Source organism: Armatimonas sp. (assembly GCF_043757465.1).
Lineage (GTDB): Bacteria > Armatimonadota > Armatimonadia > Armatimonadales > Armatimonadaceae > Armatimonas.
Genome location: NZ_JAYVPL010000127.1, coordinates 1 through 18,022 on the forward strand (window position 1 = coordinate 1; position 18,022 = coordinate 18,022).

Genomic DNA, 18,022 nt, shown 5'->3' on the forward strand with positions numbered 1-18,022 from the left:
CATTTCTTCTCGTCGTCTGCGTCGGGTTTGTCCGAAGCGCAAGGAGAATATTATCGCAGCATACATAAACTGTCAAGAAAAAACACAAAATACTTTGCTTTTCTTTTGGTACAATACGCTCTATGTCTGACCTTCGACTTTCTCAGCTGGCCCAAGTACTTGTTACGCACTCCGCGCGCCTGCGCGTGGGTGAGCGCGTATTTATTGAAACCTTCGATACACCCGATGATTTTGTCCAGGCACTTATAGAAGCAGTCGCCGCCGTGGGGGCTATTCCCTTTGTGGAGACGCACTCCAATCGTGTTTTACGTACTCTTTACCAGAGCGCTACGACGGAACAAATGCAGGCGATTGGCCAGCATGAGCTAGAGCGCATGAAGACAATGGATGCCTATTTTGGGATCCGCGGGGCAAGCAATAGCCTTGAGATGAGTGATGTCCCGGCGGAGAAAATGGCCCTCTACCAAAACTTCTGGTGGCGCCCTGTCGCGGATCAGCGGGTCAACCATACCAAATGGGTTGTTCTGCGCTATCCCTCGCCTGCCTTTGCTCAGTCTGCGGGGATGAGTACAGAAGCTTTCACGGATTTCTACTTCGATGTTTGTACTCTAGATTACGCCAAGATGCAGGAGGCAATGGTTCCTCTGCGCGAGCGAATGCTACAAGCCGATCGGGTTCAGCTTACTGGTGAGACACTTGACCTGAGCTTCTCTATTAAGGACATCGGGGCAGTGATGTGCTACGGCGAGCGCAATATCCCCGACGGTGAGTGCTTCACATGCCCTGTACGCGACTCCGTCAACGGGCACATTCTGTTCAATACTGCCTCGCTCTATCAAGGAAGCCTCTTCGAGGGGATTCGACTCGTGCTGGAGAATGGCAAGATTGTCGAGGCGACAGCTAGCACCCCCGCCCAGACGGCACGCCTCAACCAGATACTTGATTCCGACGAAGGAGCACGCTATATCGGGGAGTTTTCACTCGGGTTCAACCCCTATGTCCTTCAACCAATGCGCGATACCCTCTTCGATGAGAAGATTGCAGGCAGTTTCCACTTCACACCCGGCCAAGCCTACACGACGGCTGACAATGGTAACCGTAGCCAGGTGCACTGGGATCTGGTCTATATCCAGCGTCCTGAGTATGGAGGCGGTGAGGTGCGCTTTGATGGGGAGCTGATCCGCAAAGATGGCTTATTTGTTCCCGATGATCTACTAGGACTCAATCCGGAGAATTTAAAATGAGACGTACTGCGGAGCGAGATCGGCTCATCGTTCAGGAAATGTGGACACTGGCCAACAGCGAGCCTCTTGCACTGGCAGCCCTTCAGCCACTTGGCATGATAGATCGTGAACGCTACCGGCGCTATGTGGATGGCTTGATCCTGGAGCTCACTCTGGAAACGAATCCAAAGACTAGTGTCTGGAGCTATGAGCTTGCCTTAATCCACCCCGAGGGGGAGCGCATTGATGAAGAGATCATCATTTACTGGCTCGATCAGTTCTTCGGAAACGAAGTGCGTCACGCTGCCAAGCGCGGTTTTATGCTAACGACGGATGCTCGCTTTACTTTCCCCTATAGTCGCCGCTAGCTAGTAGGCTTCGTTCCTAAAAAAGCACGGTTGCCATTTATTAAGATATTAGGTACACTACTGCCCGGAAAACATTTCCAAAAAAAGATGAAACCCTGACAGTAATAACGGGGTCTTAGAGGGTTGAAACGGCAGCACAGATCGCTTAGGACAACGAAGAGGATGGGAAGGCAACGTGGAAACTACCCCAGCTTCGAGAAAGTCCCTGGCACGTCTTAGGTTGACCGATACTCTCGGAGGGAATTTTAAACATGAAGAAAGCGCTTCTCGCAACCGCAGCACTGGCACTTACCGTCGCTCCGGTTCTGGCGCAGGACGGTCCTTTCAAGGACGTCCCGAACGACCACTGGGCCTACCAGGCAATTGACAAACTCGCTCAGCTCAAGATTATCCTTGGCGATCCGGACGGTCTCTACAAGGGCAAGCGTACGCTGACCCGCTACGAGATGGCCGTGATGTTGGCTCGTCTCCTGGACATCCTCGACAGCCGCTACGTCCGCCAGCCCCTTGTTCTGCCCGACACGAGCGGTTTCGCCACTAAGGCCGAGCTCGCTACCAAGGCTGATAAAGATCACACACATGCAGGCCGCGGCAATGTCGGTGGCGGTCAGGCCCCCGTGGATCTGTCGGGCTACGCCACCAAGGGCGATATCGCCGGTATGGTGAAGAAGACGGATCTCGACTTGATCCGCAAGATGGTAGCCGAGTTCCAGACAGAGCTTACAACCCTCGGTGTGGATGTGGACGCTGTTAAGAAGCGTCTGAAGAACCTTGAAGATCGCGTTTCGAACCTTGAGGCCGAGTGGAAGAAGCGTCTTAAGATCGGTGGTGGCTTCAATACCTACGTGCGTGGTAACTTCCGAAACGGCAATGCGGCAGCGGGTATTCCCGTCACCGGGTTCCGCGATAAGGACGGCTTCACGGTAACGGGCGGTCCTGGTACGAGCGGCGGCGTTTTGGCCGACACCCGTGCACTGCACGACCTCGACCTTAACCTCAAGGCTACCCCTAACGAGAACGTGACTTTCGAAGCCAATCTGACGGTGGGCAACTATCTGCCCTACCTCGGTGGCGGTATGGGCGTCCGCTCCGACCGTGGTGCAGCTAAGGTCAATCAGGATCAGGCAACGACCCTCTGGTCAGCTCACATGAGCACCAGCACCAGACTGCCCATCATTGGCAGCACCGGTGTGACTGTAGGTCGCATCCCCACTATGTTCGGGGATTACACCTTCAAGACTCCTGATCAGGATTCCTACTTCACCAACCAGAAGACCGACATGGGAACGGTTCCCACGGATGGCCTTCGTTCAAACTTCCGCCTCCATGGCATCAATGTCACTGCTCAGGCAGGTAAGGTGAACCCGGTCAGCTATGGTCCGGCTTCAGCCAACCTCTCCCCTGGCGTGATGGCGGGTGCGTTCCGTGGTGGCTACGTGGGCGGCTTGACCCGCGCCAACACTGTTGGTGCGTTCGGCCAGGCGGGCCGTGTGGGTGCGATGGGCGTGAACCAATTCGCGGGTGGTAGTGCAAACGTGAACGTCAATTTCCTGACCAAGTTCAACGTCAACGCGACCTATCTTACCTTCGGTGGCGGACCTCAGGCCGCAGCGGGTGCAGCAAACTTCGATACCGTGAATGTCCTCGCGGCTGATGTCTCTACCCGCCTACTGGGTCTGAACATTGTTGGCAAGTATGCCAAATCGAACACCCAGATCGGCTCCAAAAAAGTAACGACCAAGAATAATGAAGCGATGGATGTCAATGCTCAAGTGGGCAAGGGCAACTTCATGCTGACCGGTGGTTACCGTAATGTCGGACCGTTCTTCGGCGCTCCGGGTGCTTGGGCTCGTGTGGGTTCCTTCCAGAATCCCACCGATATCAAGGGTGGCTATGGGAAGGTTTCCTACAACCTGTCCAACCGTATCGAGCTGATGGGATCTGCCCAGAACTACACGGGCACGGGCAAGGCGGGCCTCGGCGGCCTGGCCACTACGAACAAGATCGAGAACCTGGGCTTAGGTGTGAAGTGGCAGGTAACCGGTCCTTCCTCGGTGGAAGTTTCCACCGAGTCAACCGATTACACCCGCACGGGAACTGCAGGAAAGCCACGTGAGATGTTCACCAACATCGGCTACCGGTTTGACTTCAACCCGGCGAGCACGTTCCGTCTTCTCTACCAGGTGGCGGACTACAACGGACGCAGCAATGTTGCCTTCAACGGCTCCGCGGCTGCGACCGAAAACGTCCAAAAGGGTGGCGTCGTTGCCGGACAGTTCTCTGTTCGCTTCTAAGTAAGGCCTCTCCTTACGGTGGCCCCCGGCACATGCCGGGGGCCTTTTTCGTGCTATAATAGCCACAGTTTCAAAGGAGTGTTTTTGATTGGATACCAGTGAATTCCGCAACGGGCTCTCTCTCATCTATGACAACGATATCTACACCATCGTTGATTTCCAGCATGTCAAACCCGGCAAGGGAGGAGCTTTCGTCCGCTCAACCCTCAAGAATCTGCGCACGGGACGTACTTTAGATAAGACTTGGCGCGCGGGGGAGAAAATGGAAGCCGCTTATCTGGAGCGAAAGCCAATGCAGTATCTCTACGAGCAAGATAGCGAGTACTTCTTGATGGATATGGATACCTTTGAGCAGACCGGCGTTCCTGCGGCTCTGATCGGTTCTCAAGCCAAGTACATGAAAGAGAACATGGAGATCCAGGCAGTGACACACAAGGAGCAGATTATCCAGGTGACGGTTCCGGATTTTATGGAGCTTGCTGTCATTGAGACGGATCCTGGAGTGCGTGGCGATACAGCCTCCGGTGGAACCAAGCCCGCAACCGTCGAGGGTGGTGTTGTCGTTGCTGTTCCCTTCTTTATCAATGTTGGGGACAAGCTCAAGATTGATACGCGTACCGACAGCTATCTGGAGCGCGTTAAGTCCTAGATGTCCGCTGGAGACACTTTAAAGGAGAAGCCTCATGAGTAGAGAAGAATCCGAAGAAGGTGGAGTCTATGTCCCGCCTGTCGTCTTTGCCCTAGCCAACCTAACGATGACGCTTAGCTTCGTGGTGGCGGGCCTAGGCTTTGCCTACTTACTATACGGAATATTCGCAGGGCTGAGTGGCTTCTCAGGTTGGGATACTGCAAAGCAGCAGGTCATGTTAGGCATCATTGCACTAGCGGGCAAGGCGATGATGATCGGACTAGGCATTGGTTCGCTCTGCGCTGCGGTTATTTTCTGGTTTGAGGAAGTAGTCGGCTATGTCATTCTGATCAGTGCGGGGGTGCTTGGTCTGGGGATTCCTTTTGCCTTCCCTATGATGGGCGGCGAAATTGCCTCAAAGGGAGTCTCAAACGCCCTTGGAGTTTTCCCCCTTGCCGCCATCGCTCCTGCCATTATTGGTGGGATACTGGTACTGCGCGATATTTTCTCCAAGTTCGGTCGTGCGATCCAGCGTCGTGGCTCCGATGCCGATCTCTCACAGGTCAAGCTCGGTGCCAGTGCAAAACGCGAACAAAAACCATTACGCACTTCGCTTCTGGGTAAGTGTTGGGAAGGGAGCTACTGCCGTGACTGGGTACGCCCGCACTGCCCTATCTACCAGCGGCGCGATGCCTGCTGGCGGCAGCGCCGGGGGTGCTACTGTGAGCAGGAGATTGTCAGTGCCGCTGCCAACAAGAGTCAGGGAGGCGTGCAGTTGGAGATGGCTCCGTCATCACAATACAACTATGCAAACCCCTCTGCTCCGGGTTCCACAGCACCGCCCAAAGTGATCCTTAATGATTCCCAAAAGGCGGAACGCTGTCGTAACTGCGTGATCTATAACGACCACCAGTCAGAAAAATATAAAATAGTAATGCCGCTCGCGATCGTGGCCACGATGGTTCTCTGCGCTCTGCTCTCCCCTCTCATGAAGCAGGGAATCCAGGGGAGTTTCACTCTCATCGAGCAGACCGTCGCCAAGGTTAGCTTCAGTTCCTCAAGTGAGAGTACAGTAACACTCACCCGACCACCGTCCACAGTAGAGTGGGGTCTGGTAGGCGCATTCTCTCTCATGATCGTCTCTAAAGTGCTCCAGGTGGTGGAGTGGTGCGTCTTTGTCAAGAAAATCTAAATGAATCACGAACAGTCTAAATGAACCACGAACAGATCGAAGGTTTTGCGGCGCTCTTTAGTGCCGTTCCACGTCTCACGGAGATAGAGGTGCGTAGTGAGGGAGCCTCTCTGCGCCTCCGTCGTAGTGTGACAGTCCCCCTTGCCCCGCTCGTTGCAACGGAAACGGTCCCTAACGCAACGATTCCTCCCGCCGTCGCCTCGTCCCTCTTTGTCACGGCGGAGCATGTCGGGGTGATCCAGCTCGCTCCCGTCACGGTGGGCGAGCAAATACAAGGGGGGCAAGTGCTCGCGCAGATTGACACGATGCGCCTGCTCAGTGCCTGTAAAGCTCCCGTTTCAGGCAAGCTCGTCTCTTTACTCGTGGAGGAAGGACAGCCCGTCGAGTACGGCCAGCCTCTCTTTGAGATCACGCCGGAGGAAAAATAGATGCGACGATTGTTTTCGATGATCGAGATCCTTGTGGTGCTGGTTATTATCGCCATCCTGGCCACCGTGCTCGTCCCTCGCCTTATCGGGGGCGGCAAGGATGCGTCGGGCAAGCGTGTGCTTACCCATAAGCAAAGAGCACAGCAAGTCGGTACGATCAGCTACGTCAGCCAGATCCAGCAGGCTATCACCATGTACAAGATGGATAACGAGGAGCGTCTCCCCACCAGCCTCACGGAGCTCAAGCGCTACGGGGTCACCGACGAAATGCTGATTGATGGGGTGAGCAAGCAGCCTCTCCAGTACAACTCCCAAACCGGTGAAGTCACCAGCCCGACTGCCCTTCCCGGCAATATCGGCAGAGCACTAAATCTCCCTAACGCCGGACAATAAACAGTAAAGACAGCCATGTTCACTAAAATCCTCATTGCCAACCGCGGCGAGATCGCGGTTCGGATCACTCGTGCCTGCCAAGAGCTAGGCATCAAGACCGTCCAGATTCACTCCGATGCTGACCGAGACTCGCTGCCGGTGCGCCTCGCCGATGAAACCGTCTGCGTGGGCCCCGGTCCTTCCAAAGACTCCTATCTCAACATCCCGCATATTATCGCTGCCGCACTGAACACCGGAGCGCAGGCTATCCACCCCGGCTACGGCTTTCTCTCGGAGGTGGCGAGTTTCGCGGAGATCTGCGAGCAGTGTGGTATCAAGTTTATCGGCCCCCCTATCTCCGCCATCGAGAAGATGGGCGACAAAGCCACAGCCCGCGCCACCGCGCAAGCCGCAGGTGTCCCTACCGTACCGGGCTCTAAGGGCATCGTCGAGAGCGACACCGATGCTCTCAAGCTCGCCAGTCAGCTTGGCTACCCGGTGATGATGAAGGCCACGGCGGGTGGTGGAGGACGTGGGATTCGCATCGTCGAGAACGAAGACGAGATGCAGCGTCAGTTTAAAGTGGCACAGGTCGAGGCGGAGGCGGCGTTTGGCAACGGTGGGCTCTATCTGGAAAAGTACATCCGTGAGATGCGCCATATCGAGGTGCAGGTACTCTTTGATGAGCACGGTCACGGGATTCACCTGGGCGAGCGCGAGTGCTCCGTCCAGACCGTCCGCCACCAGAAAGTGGTCGAGGAAGCACCGTCGCCCACCCTCACCCCCGAGCAGCGCATGACTATCGGCGCAGCAGCGGTAAAAGCGGGCGCGGCGGCGGGCTACGCCAATGCGGGAACCGTGGAGTTTATCTACACACCCAGCGGCGAGTTCTACTTCATGGAGATGAACACCCGCATTCAAGTCGAGCACCCGGTCACGGAGTTCGTGACGGGCGTTGACTTGATCCAGTGGCAGATTCGCATCGCCGCCGGGGAGCCGCTGAGCCTCATGCAAGAGGATATTACATGGACAGGGCACTCCATCGAGTGCCGTGTCACCGCGCAAGACCCCGCCAAGAACTTCCAGCCGTCGGCGGGCAAGATGGGCGAGGTGCTGCTCCCCGGAGGCCTGGGTGTCCGAGTGGACACGCAGATCTACTCTGGCTACTCCGTCCCGCCCTACTACGACAGTAATCTCGCCAAAGTGATTGTCTGGGGCGTGGACCGCGACGAGGCCATTCGCCGCATGGAGCGCTGCCTGAGCGAGACGCGTATTGAGGGCTTGCCCACCAATATCAGCTTCCTGAAACAAATCCTCGCCGACAGCCGCTACCGCAACAACGAAGTCTCCACCAAGTTTCTCCCCACTCTTATGGAGGAGCTGGGGCTGTGAGCAACGGGCCGATTTAGCCGTAGCATGGGCATTTTATGACCTACCAAGTGCTCCAAAGCCGCCTTCTTGGAGGCACCTGATGACCGTCACCACACTTTGGGAACGGATCGAACGAGAGCTGGAAGCGCAGTTCCCACACGTCCTTGCCACGCTCAATCCGGGAGCCAGCGAGGAAGAGATTATCGCGGTGGAGCAAGCGCTGGGCATCGGCTTTCTGGATGACTTTCGCGAGTCCTTGAGCCGACATAATGGGCAGAACGATAAAATCTCGCTCGTGGGCCGTGGTCGTCTTCTGCCGCTGGAAGAGATTCTCTCGGAGTGGCAGCGTGAGCAAGAGATCTACCAAACCTCCACCTACTACAGCGACCACTACTGCATCAGCGATCCGGGTGTTCGCCCTGTCTGGTGGCACACACGCTGGATTCCGATTACGACCGACTGGGGCGATCACGACTGTCTGGATCATGCCCCCGCACCCGGTGGAACACATGGTCAGGTCATTGAACACTGGCACGACGATGCGAGGCGCTCGCTCCGTGCCCAAAGCTTCAAGGAGAAGCTGGAAAAGCTCGCCGAGGCGCTGGAGCAGAAAAATCTTACCTGGAATGGTCGGAGCGGCCCAGAAGAGCACTGGTTCTGGCGCATCTTTGATAGGCTCACGACCTGGGAACTCTATGAACTCATGTATCTGCGACAAAAAGTGTTTGTGGTTGAGCAGAACTGTGTCTACCTGGATGCGGATGGCTACGATCAGGTAGCTCGGCACTTGCTGGGCCGTGACGAGCACCAGAGCCTCGTTGCCTCGTTGCGGCTCTTTGCGCCGGGGGGGAAGTACAAAGAGTTCCCTGAGGACGCGAGCATTGGGCGGGTCTGTACGGCGGCTTCGGTGCGTGGGACGGGGCTGGGGCGTGAGCTGATGCGCCGTGGGATCGCGGAGGCGGAGCGGCTCTGGCCGGGGTGTGCGATTCGCATCTCGGCACAGGTGTATCTAGAGAAATTCTACGGGAGCCTAGGATTTGTGGCGGTTTCCGCCCCCTACGACGAGGACGGAATCCCTCACGTGGAGATGGCTCGTCCTGCGAAAATACCAGATACGGTACAATAGGCGCTGTGTCTGCCGTTATGTCGTTTCGTTCACCTGCTTATAGAGAACTGATTCTTGGGCTGATTGGGCGGGATGTAAAAACCCGCTACAAACAATCGGTGCTGGGCTATGCTTGGGCGGTGCTCTATCCACTGGCGACTGCGCTGATCTTTAGTATCGTCGGGCAGATTATACTGCGTCAGAAAACCGGGGGGCTTCCCTACCCTGTCTTTGCCTACTTCGGGCTGCTCTACTGGAATCTTTTTTCGTCGGGCCTCACGGCGGCGACGGAGAGCCTTGTAGGGCACCTGAACTTAATTACCAAGGTCTACTTCCCTCGTGAGGTCTTTCCGATCGCGGCGGTGCTCTCCAAGCTCGTGGACTTTGGGTTTGGCTTAGTGGGCCTACTGCCTCTCTTACTATTTTTCCGAGTTGCGCCTGGGCCCTGGATTCTCTTGAATATCCCGATTGCCCTATTGGTGGTTTTGTTAGCGACGGGTTGGGGAATGCTACTAGCATGTGCTAATCTCTATTTCCGCGATGTGCGGCATCTCGTAGGGATTGTGCTAAGCTTGTGGGGATTTCTGGTGCCCAATATCTACCCTTTGCACCAGGTACCACGTCAGTGGCAGAGCCTTTATCTGCTCAACCCGGTGGCAGCACTCACGGAAGCGGGGCGTCGTCTAGCGTTTCCTCAGACCGGCTGGTTGCGTGCGATTGACCCGGAACAGGGGAATCTGCAGTCGCTCTGGCCTTATCTTGGGAACGCCCTGGCGTTCGCACTTATCTCTCTGGTAGTGGGATTTGTCGTGTTCAAACACAACGAGCCCCACTTTGCCGAATATATCTAGATCGAGGAGCTTAGAATTTTGAGTAAACGTGCACTGATCACCGGTATCACCGGTCAGGACGGATCGTATCTGACAGAGCTATTGCTGTCAAAGGGCTATGAAGTGTTCGGCGTCGTGCGGCGCTCCAGTACGGAGAGCTACGAGCGCATTGAGCACCTGCGGAACCGAATCACGCTTGTCCAAGCGGACTTGCTGGATCAGTACTCACTGATCGAGGCACTAAAAGCCGCACAACCTGATGAGGTCTATAACCTCGCGGCACAGAGCTTCGTCCCGACATCTTGGTCCCAGGCAGTGTTAACCGGCGAGTTCACGGCGCTTGGTGTCACCAAGGTGCTGGAGGCAGTGCGCTCGGTAAATCCAAAGATTCGTTTCTACCAGGCAAGCTCATCGGAGATGTATGGGAAAGTGCTCGAAGTGCCCCAGCGCGAGGAAACACCCTTCTATCCCCGCAGTCCGTACGGTGTTGCGAAAGTCTATGGCCACTTTATCACGGTAAATTACCGCGAATCTTATAACCTATTTGCCGTTTCCGGCATACTTTTCAATCATGAGTGCATCGCAGGCAATACTCCGCTTATTGTGCGCGAAGGCGGGCGGGTCGCCGTCACAACCCCCGAGGCTCTCGTGCCCTTGCGCCGTAAAGGCTCTTCAGTACAGACGTTTGAGCTTCCAGGAATGGAGGTCTGGGACGGCACACAGTGGACACGAATCTGCGGACTGACCGCCACCTACCGCCGAACCACCGATTCTGATCACCGCTTACTCTCTACGGAAGCGCGAGCGGGAGTCGTCTGTACCACCGCCCACCACCATATGCTCCGCGAAGACGATCAGGTGGTTCGTGCGGACGAGCAGATCGAGGGCCAGGCTATCAAGTTGGCTGAGGGCTTTCCTGGCACTCCTGGCTGGACGCTAGTTCTGCCAGAGCTGGCCGAGTTTTTGGGCATGATGTGCGCCGACGGGTATGTCGGTGAGCGGAAAGTCCAGTTCACCAACAACGATAAAGGGATGCGCTCCCGCATGATGGAGCTCTGGGCGCGGCTATTTATGGGAGGTACTCATGAGTATGAGGGAGTCTCGGGCTGGAACCCGGAGCGCACGGTCGGTCAGCTCAATCTGACAGGAAATGCTGCGCTGTGTACCTGGCTTCGCGCCCAGCTCTACACCGAGGATGGCTTCAAACAAATCCCCTCACTGATCCTTAATGCCAAGTTAGAAATTCAGAAATTCTTTTTGGAGGGCTACTACGCAGGAGACGGTTTGAAGGCAGGCAAAGGCGAGAGCATCAAGACCAACAGCGCCGTGCTGGCTCAGGGCTTGTGCTGGCTCTACTCCCTTCAGGGTCGGGATTCGTCGGTGTATGCGGAGCACCGTGATGGAAAGACCTACTACCAGCTTAACCTCTCTGGTGAAGCCTCGCAGAAAGGGCAGCACTTACGAAAAAGCCCCTCGGAAATTCGCAAGGTTCTTGAGCTTCCCAATTCCTCCGGGGACTGGATTTTTGATCTGGAAACGGAGAGTGGGGTATTTCAGGCAGGTGTTGGTCGCGTTGTGGTTCATAACTCGCCTCGTCGCGGTTTAGAATTTGTCACTCGTAAAGTCAGTGACGGCGTCGCCAAGATCAAGCTCGGGCTCGCGAGCGAGCTACGCATGGGCAATCTAGACGCCAAGCGCGACTGGGGCTTTGCAGGCGACTATGTCGAGGCCATGTGGCTCATGCTCCAGCAAGATGCCCCCGATGACTATGTCATTGCCACGGGTGAGACGCACACCGTTCAGGAGCTGGTCGAGGTTGCTTTCGAGCGCGCCGGGCTGGACTGGCAGAAGTACATCGTGATAGATCCTCGTTTCATTCGCCCTGCCGAGGTAGATCTTCTGATCGGCGATCCCGCGAAGGCGAAAGCTAAGCTCGGCTGGGCGCGTAAAACCAGCTTCAAGGATCTAGTTCACATGATGGTTGACTCCGACATCGCCCGCCTAGAAGCGCGCCAGTAGAATCGCCGCCCCCGTTCATGGGGGCGAACAAAGGGGTGGGCTGGTTCATGCGTATTCTTATCACCGGAGCAACGGGATTCGTCGGGGGGTATCTCGCGGCGGAGCTCGCGGCGCACTATCCCCTAGCGAAGCTCTTTGGCACGACCTACGGCCACACATCAGGCGCGATGCTTCCTGGTAGCATGCCTCTTTTAGAGGCGGATCTGCGCGATCCCGCTAAGATCCGGGAAGCACTGGCGCAGAGCACACCCGATGTTATTTTCCATCTGGCGGGCTTTGCCTCCGGAGCGGGTACTGATGTTGCGGTGATTCGTGCTGCCAATGTGGATGCCACGCGCATGCTGGTGGAAGCGGTGGCCCAGAGCGAGAAGCCCTGCCGCCTGCATCTTGCTAGCACAGGCTATGTCTACGGCACCACACCACCAAACGTGCCTGCCACGGAAACCGACACGCTACGCCCAGAAGGCCCGTACGCACAGTCCAAGGCCGAGATGGAGACAGCCGTGCAGCCACTGGCTTCCGAGAAGCTCTCGATTACGGTGACACGAGCCTTCAACCACACGGGGCCGCGTCAGACCCCGGTCTTTGTGGCGCCGGGATTTGCCCGTCAGCTTGCACGGATTGAGCGGGGGCTGGATGCGCCCGTGATGCGCGTCGGCAACTTAGAAGCGCGACGTGACTTCCTCGATGTCCGCGATGTGGTTCGGGCGTATCGTTTACTCCTTTGCGAGCTCGAGCCTGCGCCCTGGCGCGTCGTCAATGTTGGCAGTGGGGAGGCAGTGACCATACAGAGCATTCTGGACACGCTCCTCACTCTGACACAAACATGTGTCACGGTGGAAGTGGATCCTGCACGCCTGCGGCCCTCAGACATGCCGGAGTGCGTCGGCTCCTCAGTCCTTCTCTCCCACCTCACGGGCTGGAGAAAGACCCACTCTTTAACCGATACTCTCTTGGAGACACTCGCCTGGTGGCGCTCCACAGGAGTAGAGATCTGGTGACCGAGACAAAGCCGCTGATTCTGGTTCGCCCGCCACACGGGCTGGCGGCGCTTAATATTCATGAGCTGGTGCAGTACTGGGAGCTAGTGCGGACGTTTGCCCAGAAAGAGATCTTACTGCGCTACCGCCAGACAGCACTCGGCGTGGTCTGGGTGGTGCTTCAACCTCTTCTCACCTCCGCAATCGCAAGCTTTGTCTTTGGAAAAATCGCGGGTTTCGCGCAAGGCGACAGCGCATTCTTCCTGCGTGCCTTCGCCGGGCAGATCGCCTGGACTATCTTTGGCCTCTCCATCTTCAAGATCAGCACGTGCCTGGTGGGCAACAGCGCAATGCTCTCAAAAGTATTTTTCCCTAGGCTCACCTTACCCGTTGCTTCTACCGTCGCGGCGCAGATGGATACCCTCGTGGCGCTGGCAGCGTTTGTCCTGCTCATGCCCTTCTTCCATGTCGTACCGACACTGGCTATTCTCACGCTTCCTCTCTGGTTCGGGGCGCTGGCGGTCATGGCGCTCGGTGTGGGGATGATGGCGGCTGCTCTGATGGTCTCCTACCGAGATGTGCAGTTTGTCTTGCCCGTCTGGCTAAACTCACTGATGGTGTTCTCGCCGGTGCAGTGGCCACTGGCGAAGATGGCGGGCAAGCTGGGCGGCCTGGGGACTCTCTATCTGGTCGGCAACCCCGCAGCGATTCTTATTGAGGGCTTCCGCTGGTCGCTCATGGGGGGGACGCTGCTCATTGCGCCCTGGCAAGTCGCTTACGCTGCCCTGATGAGTGTTGCGGTTTTGTTTGTGGGCTTATTGATCTTCCGGATGCAGGAGCGGAGGTTCGCCGATGTCATCTAGCACCAAGATGGTAGGTGTCTCGAACCTTGGCAAGCTCTATAAAATTGCCCCCAAGGGCACGCGGCCTGGGACGCTCACTGAGAACCTTCTCGCGACACTCCGTGGTAAACAGTCTCCCAAAGAGGACTTCTGGGCGGTGCGCAGTCTTAGTTTCGATGTCCATCAAGGGGAAGTGGTCGGGCTGATCGGGCACAACGGCGCGGGTAAGTCCACGCTGCTCAAGCTGCTCTCACGCATTACTGAGCCGACCGAAGGACAAATTGCGCTCTATGGACGTGTCGGGAGCTTGCTAGAAGTTGGGACAGGCTTTCACCCGGAGCTCACGGGCCGCGAGAATGTGTTTATGAACGGCGCGATTCTGGGGATGAGCCGCAAGGAGATCCAAAACCGCTTCGACGAGATCATTGAGTTCGCCGGGCCGCGCGTGGCACTGCATCTCGACTCCCCCGTCAAGCGCTACTCCTCGGGGATGACGATGCGGCTGGGCTTTGCCGTGGCCGCGAACCTGAACCCTGAGATTCTGATCGTAGATGAAGTGCTAGCCGTCGGTGATGCGGAGTTCCAGAAGAAGTGCCTCGGGAAGATGCAGGAAGTGGCCGGAAGTGGCCGGACAGTGTTCTTTGTCAGCCACAATCTCGCGGCGGTGACCGCGCTCTGCACGCGCGCTTTACTGCTGCACGGCGGCCAGCTCCACGAAGATGGCCCCGTGGCCCGCGTCGCCGCCACCTACCAGCTCATGACCCGCACGGGCACGGCGCTCGGTGGTGATCTCACGAATGCTCAGCGCACGGGCACAGGTACGGGACATTTTCTCTCACTCGCGCTCCAGCCCTACGCTGCCGATGGGACACCACAGTCGCTGGTCTACAATGGGAGCAAAGTCCAGTTTGAGCTCGCCATCAAGGCCGAGCAGCTTCTGACGGATGCCTCGGTGACACTCTGGATCGCCGACTCCAACACCTACCGTTTAGTGGACTGCTCATCGGCGCTTCAGGGCAAACTCGTGCGCCTAGAGTCTGGGGAGGTGGTGCGGGTGCGCTTCACTCTCGGCGAGCTGCTGCTCAAGCCTGGCCTCTACACACTCGGCGTCTCACTGGGCCGTCCAGAGATCGAGGACATGGATACGATTGAGTACGCTGGAACTCTGGAAGTCGCGGTAGACCCGGATGCTGCTCAGGCTGCCCTCACGCTCCCTGGGGCATATACCTGTCGCTACCAGACCGAAATACTGCCGGGTGCCGATCTTTCTACCAGCCTCATCGGCGTGTCAAGCAACCGTCAAGCAGCCTGACGTAGTCCCCAGACACTCCTGCGAATGAGTTCCTGACGAAACTCAGTGCAGGCTTCTGTGCTTGGGAAGGCGCGACGCGGGATAATCAAAATTCCCTGTGGACTAAACGGCAAGTAGAGATTATGCGCATCCTCCTCAAAGGACTGGCAAGCGTCCCAGAAGATCAGACGACGGTAGCGAGGCGAGTGAATCCGGACACCAGCTTCTTCGAGGGTCACACTCCGCACACCAAGCACTTCGTCGGGAATCGCTTCTTTGGGATGGAGCGCGAGAACGAGTGCTCCTACGGCGAGCCAGAAGAAAAACGCGGGTGTCTGCCACGCGCCTAGGCCAGCCGAGAGCACCGCTGCTGCCACCAAAATCCACCAGTTCGTACTTGATCGAGACGAAGTTCGGTTTGCCCGTTCCCGCCATGCCAGCACATCCGCTTCTCGTAAACTGTAGGTAATTCTCATCCTGACTCGGGGCTTTTGCAAGAGTCGCGCCAGAGCCGAGGAGAGACGCCAACATTTTCTTTAAAAATCCGTGCAAAGTACGCCGGGTCCGAAAAGCCAGAGAGAAGCCCGATCCGTGCAATCGGTGTGGTGGTGGTGGATAGTAGGTTTTTAGCGCACTCAAGGCGCAGATGCTTGAGATAATCACGCGGTGACTGCCCCATTGCCGCCGCAAAAACTTCCGTAAAACGATCCGGTGAGAGAAAGACAAGGCGGGCAAGCTGCTCTATCCGAACGGGCTCGGCGAAGCGCTCCTCTAAATACCGCACGGCACTCGCGACTGTCTCCTCATGGTGCCCGGACTCCCCAACGCGACGGCCCAATCGCTCCAGCCGAACGAGCAAGCGGCCAAAGAGCGGAGCCACCAACCAGCGCGAGATAGGGCTTCCTTGCTCCCACTCATCCCGAAGCTCACTCCAGCACTCCGCAATCTGCGCGTGGGAACTGGGAGTGAGATGTAGCCAGCGCCCGGGTCTTGGCACACCAAGAGTTTCCCAGGTCGCCTCATCGAAGAGCTCGGGCCGGATATGAATCGTGTCGAGTACCAGCCGGTCACAGTGAGTGAACCAGTGCGCCTGCCCCGGAGCCATCGCGTAGACATCGCCGCGTGCCACTTCAAAGGGCTGCCCCTCGATCACATGGGTCGCCCGCCCGCGCCGCACCAGATAGAGGGAGAGAAAATCCATGTGCCGCCACCCGATCTGCTCCCAGAACGGCCCCGGCACGTCGGTGAGAATCACCAGTCGGTGCTCGGAGCCAAACGAGGAAAAGACAGCATTTTGAATTTCTCTGGACATTACCGGAAACCTACAAGTTTATACCGTAGAGGTTCTGGAATTCTGGGGGGAAATCCTGCATACTGCATCCATGCTCACTGAAGATCAGGTCGCGTCTTTCCGCGAAAACGGCTACTTAAACTACGGCCTCGTGCTGACTCCCGAGGAAACAGCCGGTCTGCGCGAGGCGCTTGCCCGCTGTAAGTCGGGAACCTCCACCCATGCCGCCGAGTCCAATCGCAATATCTCCTGGGGCCAGGACAAGGGCTTTGTGGTCACACAGATCGTCAATATGTTCCAGGCTGAAGAGGCCTTTCGTCAGCACCTCTACAACGAGAAGATTGTCAAAATCATCGCACAGCTCATGGACACCGATACCGTGCGCGTCTGGCACGATCAGATGCAGGAGAAGCCCGCGCGTGTCGGTGGGCCCACGGGCTGGCATCAGGACCACCCGTACTGGCCGATTATTCAGCCCGCCGATCTCATCAGCGCCTGGGTCGCTATTGAGGACGCCGACGAAGCAAATGGCTGTATGAGCATGGTGCGTGGCAGCTACAAGTGGGGGCCGAAAAACGGCGGCACCATCGGCTCGATCACCGAGGAGAGCGATCCCAATGTCTGGAGGCCGGCCTACAAACCGGAGTGGATTCCGGATGGCGAGACCGTTGAGGTGGTTCCCCAGCCGGTGAAGGCGGGCGGCGTTGTCTTCCACCACTGCCTCACCTGGCACGGCGCCCCGATCAACCGCACCGAGCGCAACCGCCCTGCAATAGCCGTGCACTACATGCCCGGCTGGACGCGCTACGAGAAAGAGCCTGGCAAGGAGCACTTGGTGGAGCACCATATCACCGTCAAGCCCGGTGAGGTTCTGAAAGGCGACTTCTTCCCCACCGTAATGGAGAACGGGGTCGTGCTGACGCCGTAGGGCATCGCATCCCTCCTTCAGCCCCTCCCTTCGCTTGAAACCCTCGTTCCGAGGGACGAAGGGAGGGGAGTCAGTCAGCGGGCCGCTTATTCCGGAGTCACATACGCCGCCGTGATGCCACCGTCTACCAAGAACGTTGCGCCCGTCGTGAAGGAGGCCTCATCGGAGGCGAGAAAGAGCGCGGCGTTGGCGATCTCCAGCGCTTCCCCAAAGCGGCCCATGGGAATATGCACCAGGCGGCGCTGGCGCTTCTCTTCCGTGTTGAGGTACTTCATCAAAAGCTCGGTGCGGAGCGGGCCTGGGCACAGCGCGTTGACGCGGATGCCTTCTCGGGCGTGGATCGTGGCCAGCTCACGGGTCATGGAGAGCACCGCGCCCTTGCTGGCAGTGTAGGCAAGCTGCGGCGTCGCGGCCCCCAGAACGGCCACAAACGACGCGGTGTTGATGATCGAGCCGCCGCCTGCACGACGAATCGCCGGGATGCCGTACTTGCAGCCAAAGAAGACGCCCTTCACGTTCACGGCAAACGTCAAGTCCCAGACACTCTCCTCGGTGGTTTCAGCGTTGTCGTCGTCGGCGTGCGAGATCCCCGCATTATTAAAGAGAATGTGCAGCGCCCCGTAAGTCTGCTCGGCGAGCGCCACCATCGCGGCGGAATCGGCGGCTTTCGAGACATCGGCGCGAGTGGCGATTGCCTCTCCACCCTGCTCTTTTACGAATGCCACGGTCTCTTCAGCAGCGGTGAGATTCAAGTCCACCACCACGATCTTTGCGCCCTCCTGGGCAAAACGCAGGGCGGCCTGCCGCCCAATTCCTGAACCCGCGCCGGTAATCAGCGCCACTTTTCCCTCTAAACGCAT

At 57.5% G+C, this 18,022-nt stretch carries 17 protein-coding genes and 2 pseudogenes; 16 read left to right on the forward strand and 3 right to left on the reverse strand.

Going from position 1 to position 18,022, the window contains the following annotated elements:
- Positions 1–122: 122 nt before the first annotated feature.
- From ACH2ED_RS17435 to ACH2ED_RS17505, 15 genes and pseudogenes are all read left to right on the forward strand, one after another.
- A complete protein-coding gene (locus tag ACH2ED_RS17435; RefSeq protein ID WP_395093885.1) occupies positions 123–1,244 on the forward strand; it encodes an aminopeptidase in 1,122 nt (373 codons plus the stop codon).
- Positions 1,241–1,591, forward strand: coding sequence for a hypothetical protein (locus ACH2ED_RS17440; RefSeq protein WP_395093887.1), 351 nt, complete (start codon positions 1,241–1,243; stop codon positions 1,589–1,591). Before ACH2ED_RS17435 ends, ACH2ED_RS17440 begins: the two co-directional genes overlap by 4 nt.
- 251 nt (positions 1,592–1,842) lie before the next feature.
- Positions 1,843–3,885 carry an S-layer homology domain-containing protein gene (locus tag ACH2ED_RS17445; protein ID WP_395093888.1) on the forward strand — a complete coding sequence of 681 codons (2,043 nt, stop codon included), beginning with the start codon at positions 1,843–1,845 and terminating at the stop codon, positions 3,883–3,885.
- An 88-nt stretch (positions 3,886–3,973) separates the two neighbouring features.
- Complete coding sequence (gene efp / locus ACH2ED_RS17450) at positions 3,974–4,534, forward strand: elongation factor P (protein WP_309696731.1); 561 nt, start codon at positions 3,974–3,976, stop codon at positions 4,532–4,534.
- 34 nt (positions 4,535–4,568) lie between these two features.
- Positions 4,569–5,705 (forward strand): hypothetical protein, encoded by a 1,137-nt coding sequence (locus ACH2ED_RS17455; protein WP_395093890.1) that lies wholly within the window; start codon positions 4,569–4,571, stop codon positions 5,703–5,705.
- A gap of 20 nt (positions 5,706–5,725) precedes the next feature.
- Positions 5,726–6,133, forward strand: coding sequence for an acetyl-CoA carboxylase biotin carboxyl carrier protein (locus ACH2ED_RS17460; RefSeq protein ID WP_395093892.1), 408 nt, complete (start codon positions 5,726–5,728; stop codon positions 6,131–6,133).
- Positions 6,134–6,526 (forward strand): competence type IV pilus major pilin ComGC, encoded by a 393-nt coding sequence (locus ACH2ED_RS17465; RefSeq protein WP_395093894.1) that lies wholly within the window; start codon positions 6,134–6,136, stop codon positions 6,524–6,526.
- A gap of 15 nt (positions 6,527–6,541) precedes the next feature.
- Positions 6,542–7,897 carry an acetyl-CoA carboxylase biotin carboxylase subunit gene (accC, locus tag ACH2ED_RS17470; protein WP_395093896.1) on the forward strand — a complete coding sequence of 452 codons (1,356 nt, stop codon included), beginning with the start codon at positions 6,542–6,544 and terminating at the stop codon, positions 7,895–7,897.
- A 79-nt stretch (positions 7,898–7,976) separates the two neighbouring features.
- Complete coding sequence (locus ACH2ED_RS17475) at positions 7,977–9,002, forward strand: GNAT family N-acetyltransferase (protein ID WP_395093898.1); 1,026 nt, start codon at positions 7,977–7,979, stop codon at positions 9,000–9,002.
- A gap of 5 nt (positions 9,003–9,007) precedes the next feature.
- A complete protein-coding gene (locus tag ACH2ED_RS17480) occupies positions 9,008–9,832 on the forward strand; it encodes an ABC transporter permease (RefSeq protein ID WP_395093900.1) in 825 nt (274 codons plus the stop codon).
- 15 nt (positions 9,833–9,847) lie between these two features.
- Positions 9,848–10,387, forward strand: a pseudogene (locus tag ACH2ED_RS17485) (GDP-mannose 4,6-dehydratase); the annotation flags it as partial.
- Between the two features lie 888 nt (positions 10,388–11,275).
- Positions 11,276–11,830: pseudogene (locus ACH2ED_RS17490) on the forward strand (GDP-mannose 4,6-dehydratase); the annotation flags it as partial.
- Positions 11,831–11,877: 47 nt separating this feature from the next.
- Entirely contained in the window at positions 11,878–12,831 is a 954-nt protein-coding gene (locus tag ACH2ED_RS17495; protein WP_395093901.1) for a GDP-mannose 4,6-dehydratase, read from the forward strand.
- On the forward strand, positions 12,828–13,673 hold the full coding sequence (locus tag ACH2ED_RS17500) for an ABC transporter permease (protein WP_395093903.1): 846 nt from the start codon (positions 12,828–12,830) through the stop codon (positions 13,671–13,673). The genes ACH2ED_RS17495 and ACH2ED_RS17500 overlap by 4 nt, the downstream gene beginning before the upstream one ends.
- Positions 13,663–14,964, forward strand: a complete 1,302-nt coding sequence (locus tag ACH2ED_RS17505; protein WP_395093904.1) for an ABC transporter ATP-binding protein — start codon at positions 13,663–13,665, stop codon at positions 14,962–14,964. Before ACH2ED_RS17500 ends, ACH2ED_RS17505 begins: the two co-directional genes overlap by 11 nt.
- On the opposite strand, the gene ACH2ED_RS17510 is transcribed toward ACH2ED_RS17505, so the two are convergent.
- A complete protein-coding gene (locus ACH2ED_RS17510) occupies positions 14,952–15,320 on the reverse strand; it encodes a YcxB family protein (RefSeq protein ID WP_395093906.1) in 369 nt (122 codons plus the stop codon). The two genes, ACH2ED_RS17505 and ACH2ED_RS17510, sit on opposite strands and share 13 nt — an antisense overlap.
- 95 nt (positions 15,321–15,415) lie before the next feature.
- Positions 15,416–16,255: a helix-turn-helix domain-containing protein gene (locus tag ACH2ED_RS17515; RefSeq protein ID WP_395093908.1), complete on the reverse strand. Its 840-nt coding sequence runs from the start codon at positions 16,253–16,255 to the stop codon at positions 15,416–15,418.
- 70 nt (positions 16,256–16,325) lie between these two features.
- On the opposite strand from ACH2ED_RS17515, the gene ACH2ED_RS17520 reads away from it, so the two are divergent.
- On the forward strand, positions 16,326–17,162 hold the full coding sequence (locus ACH2ED_RS17520; protein WP_395093910.1) for a phytanoyl-CoA dioxygenase family protein: 837 nt from the start codon (positions 16,326–16,328) through the stop codon (positions 17,160–17,162).
- 86 nt (positions 17,163–17,248) lie between these two features.
- Here ACH2ED_RS17520 and ACH2ED_RS17525 read toward each other — a convergent pair whose 3' ends face one another.
- Positions 17,249–18,022: a glucose 1-dehydrogenase gene (locus tag ACH2ED_RS17525; RefSeq protein ID WP_395093911.1), complete on the reverse strand. Its 774-nt coding sequence runs from the start codon at positions 18,020–18,022 to the stop codon at positions 17,249–17,251.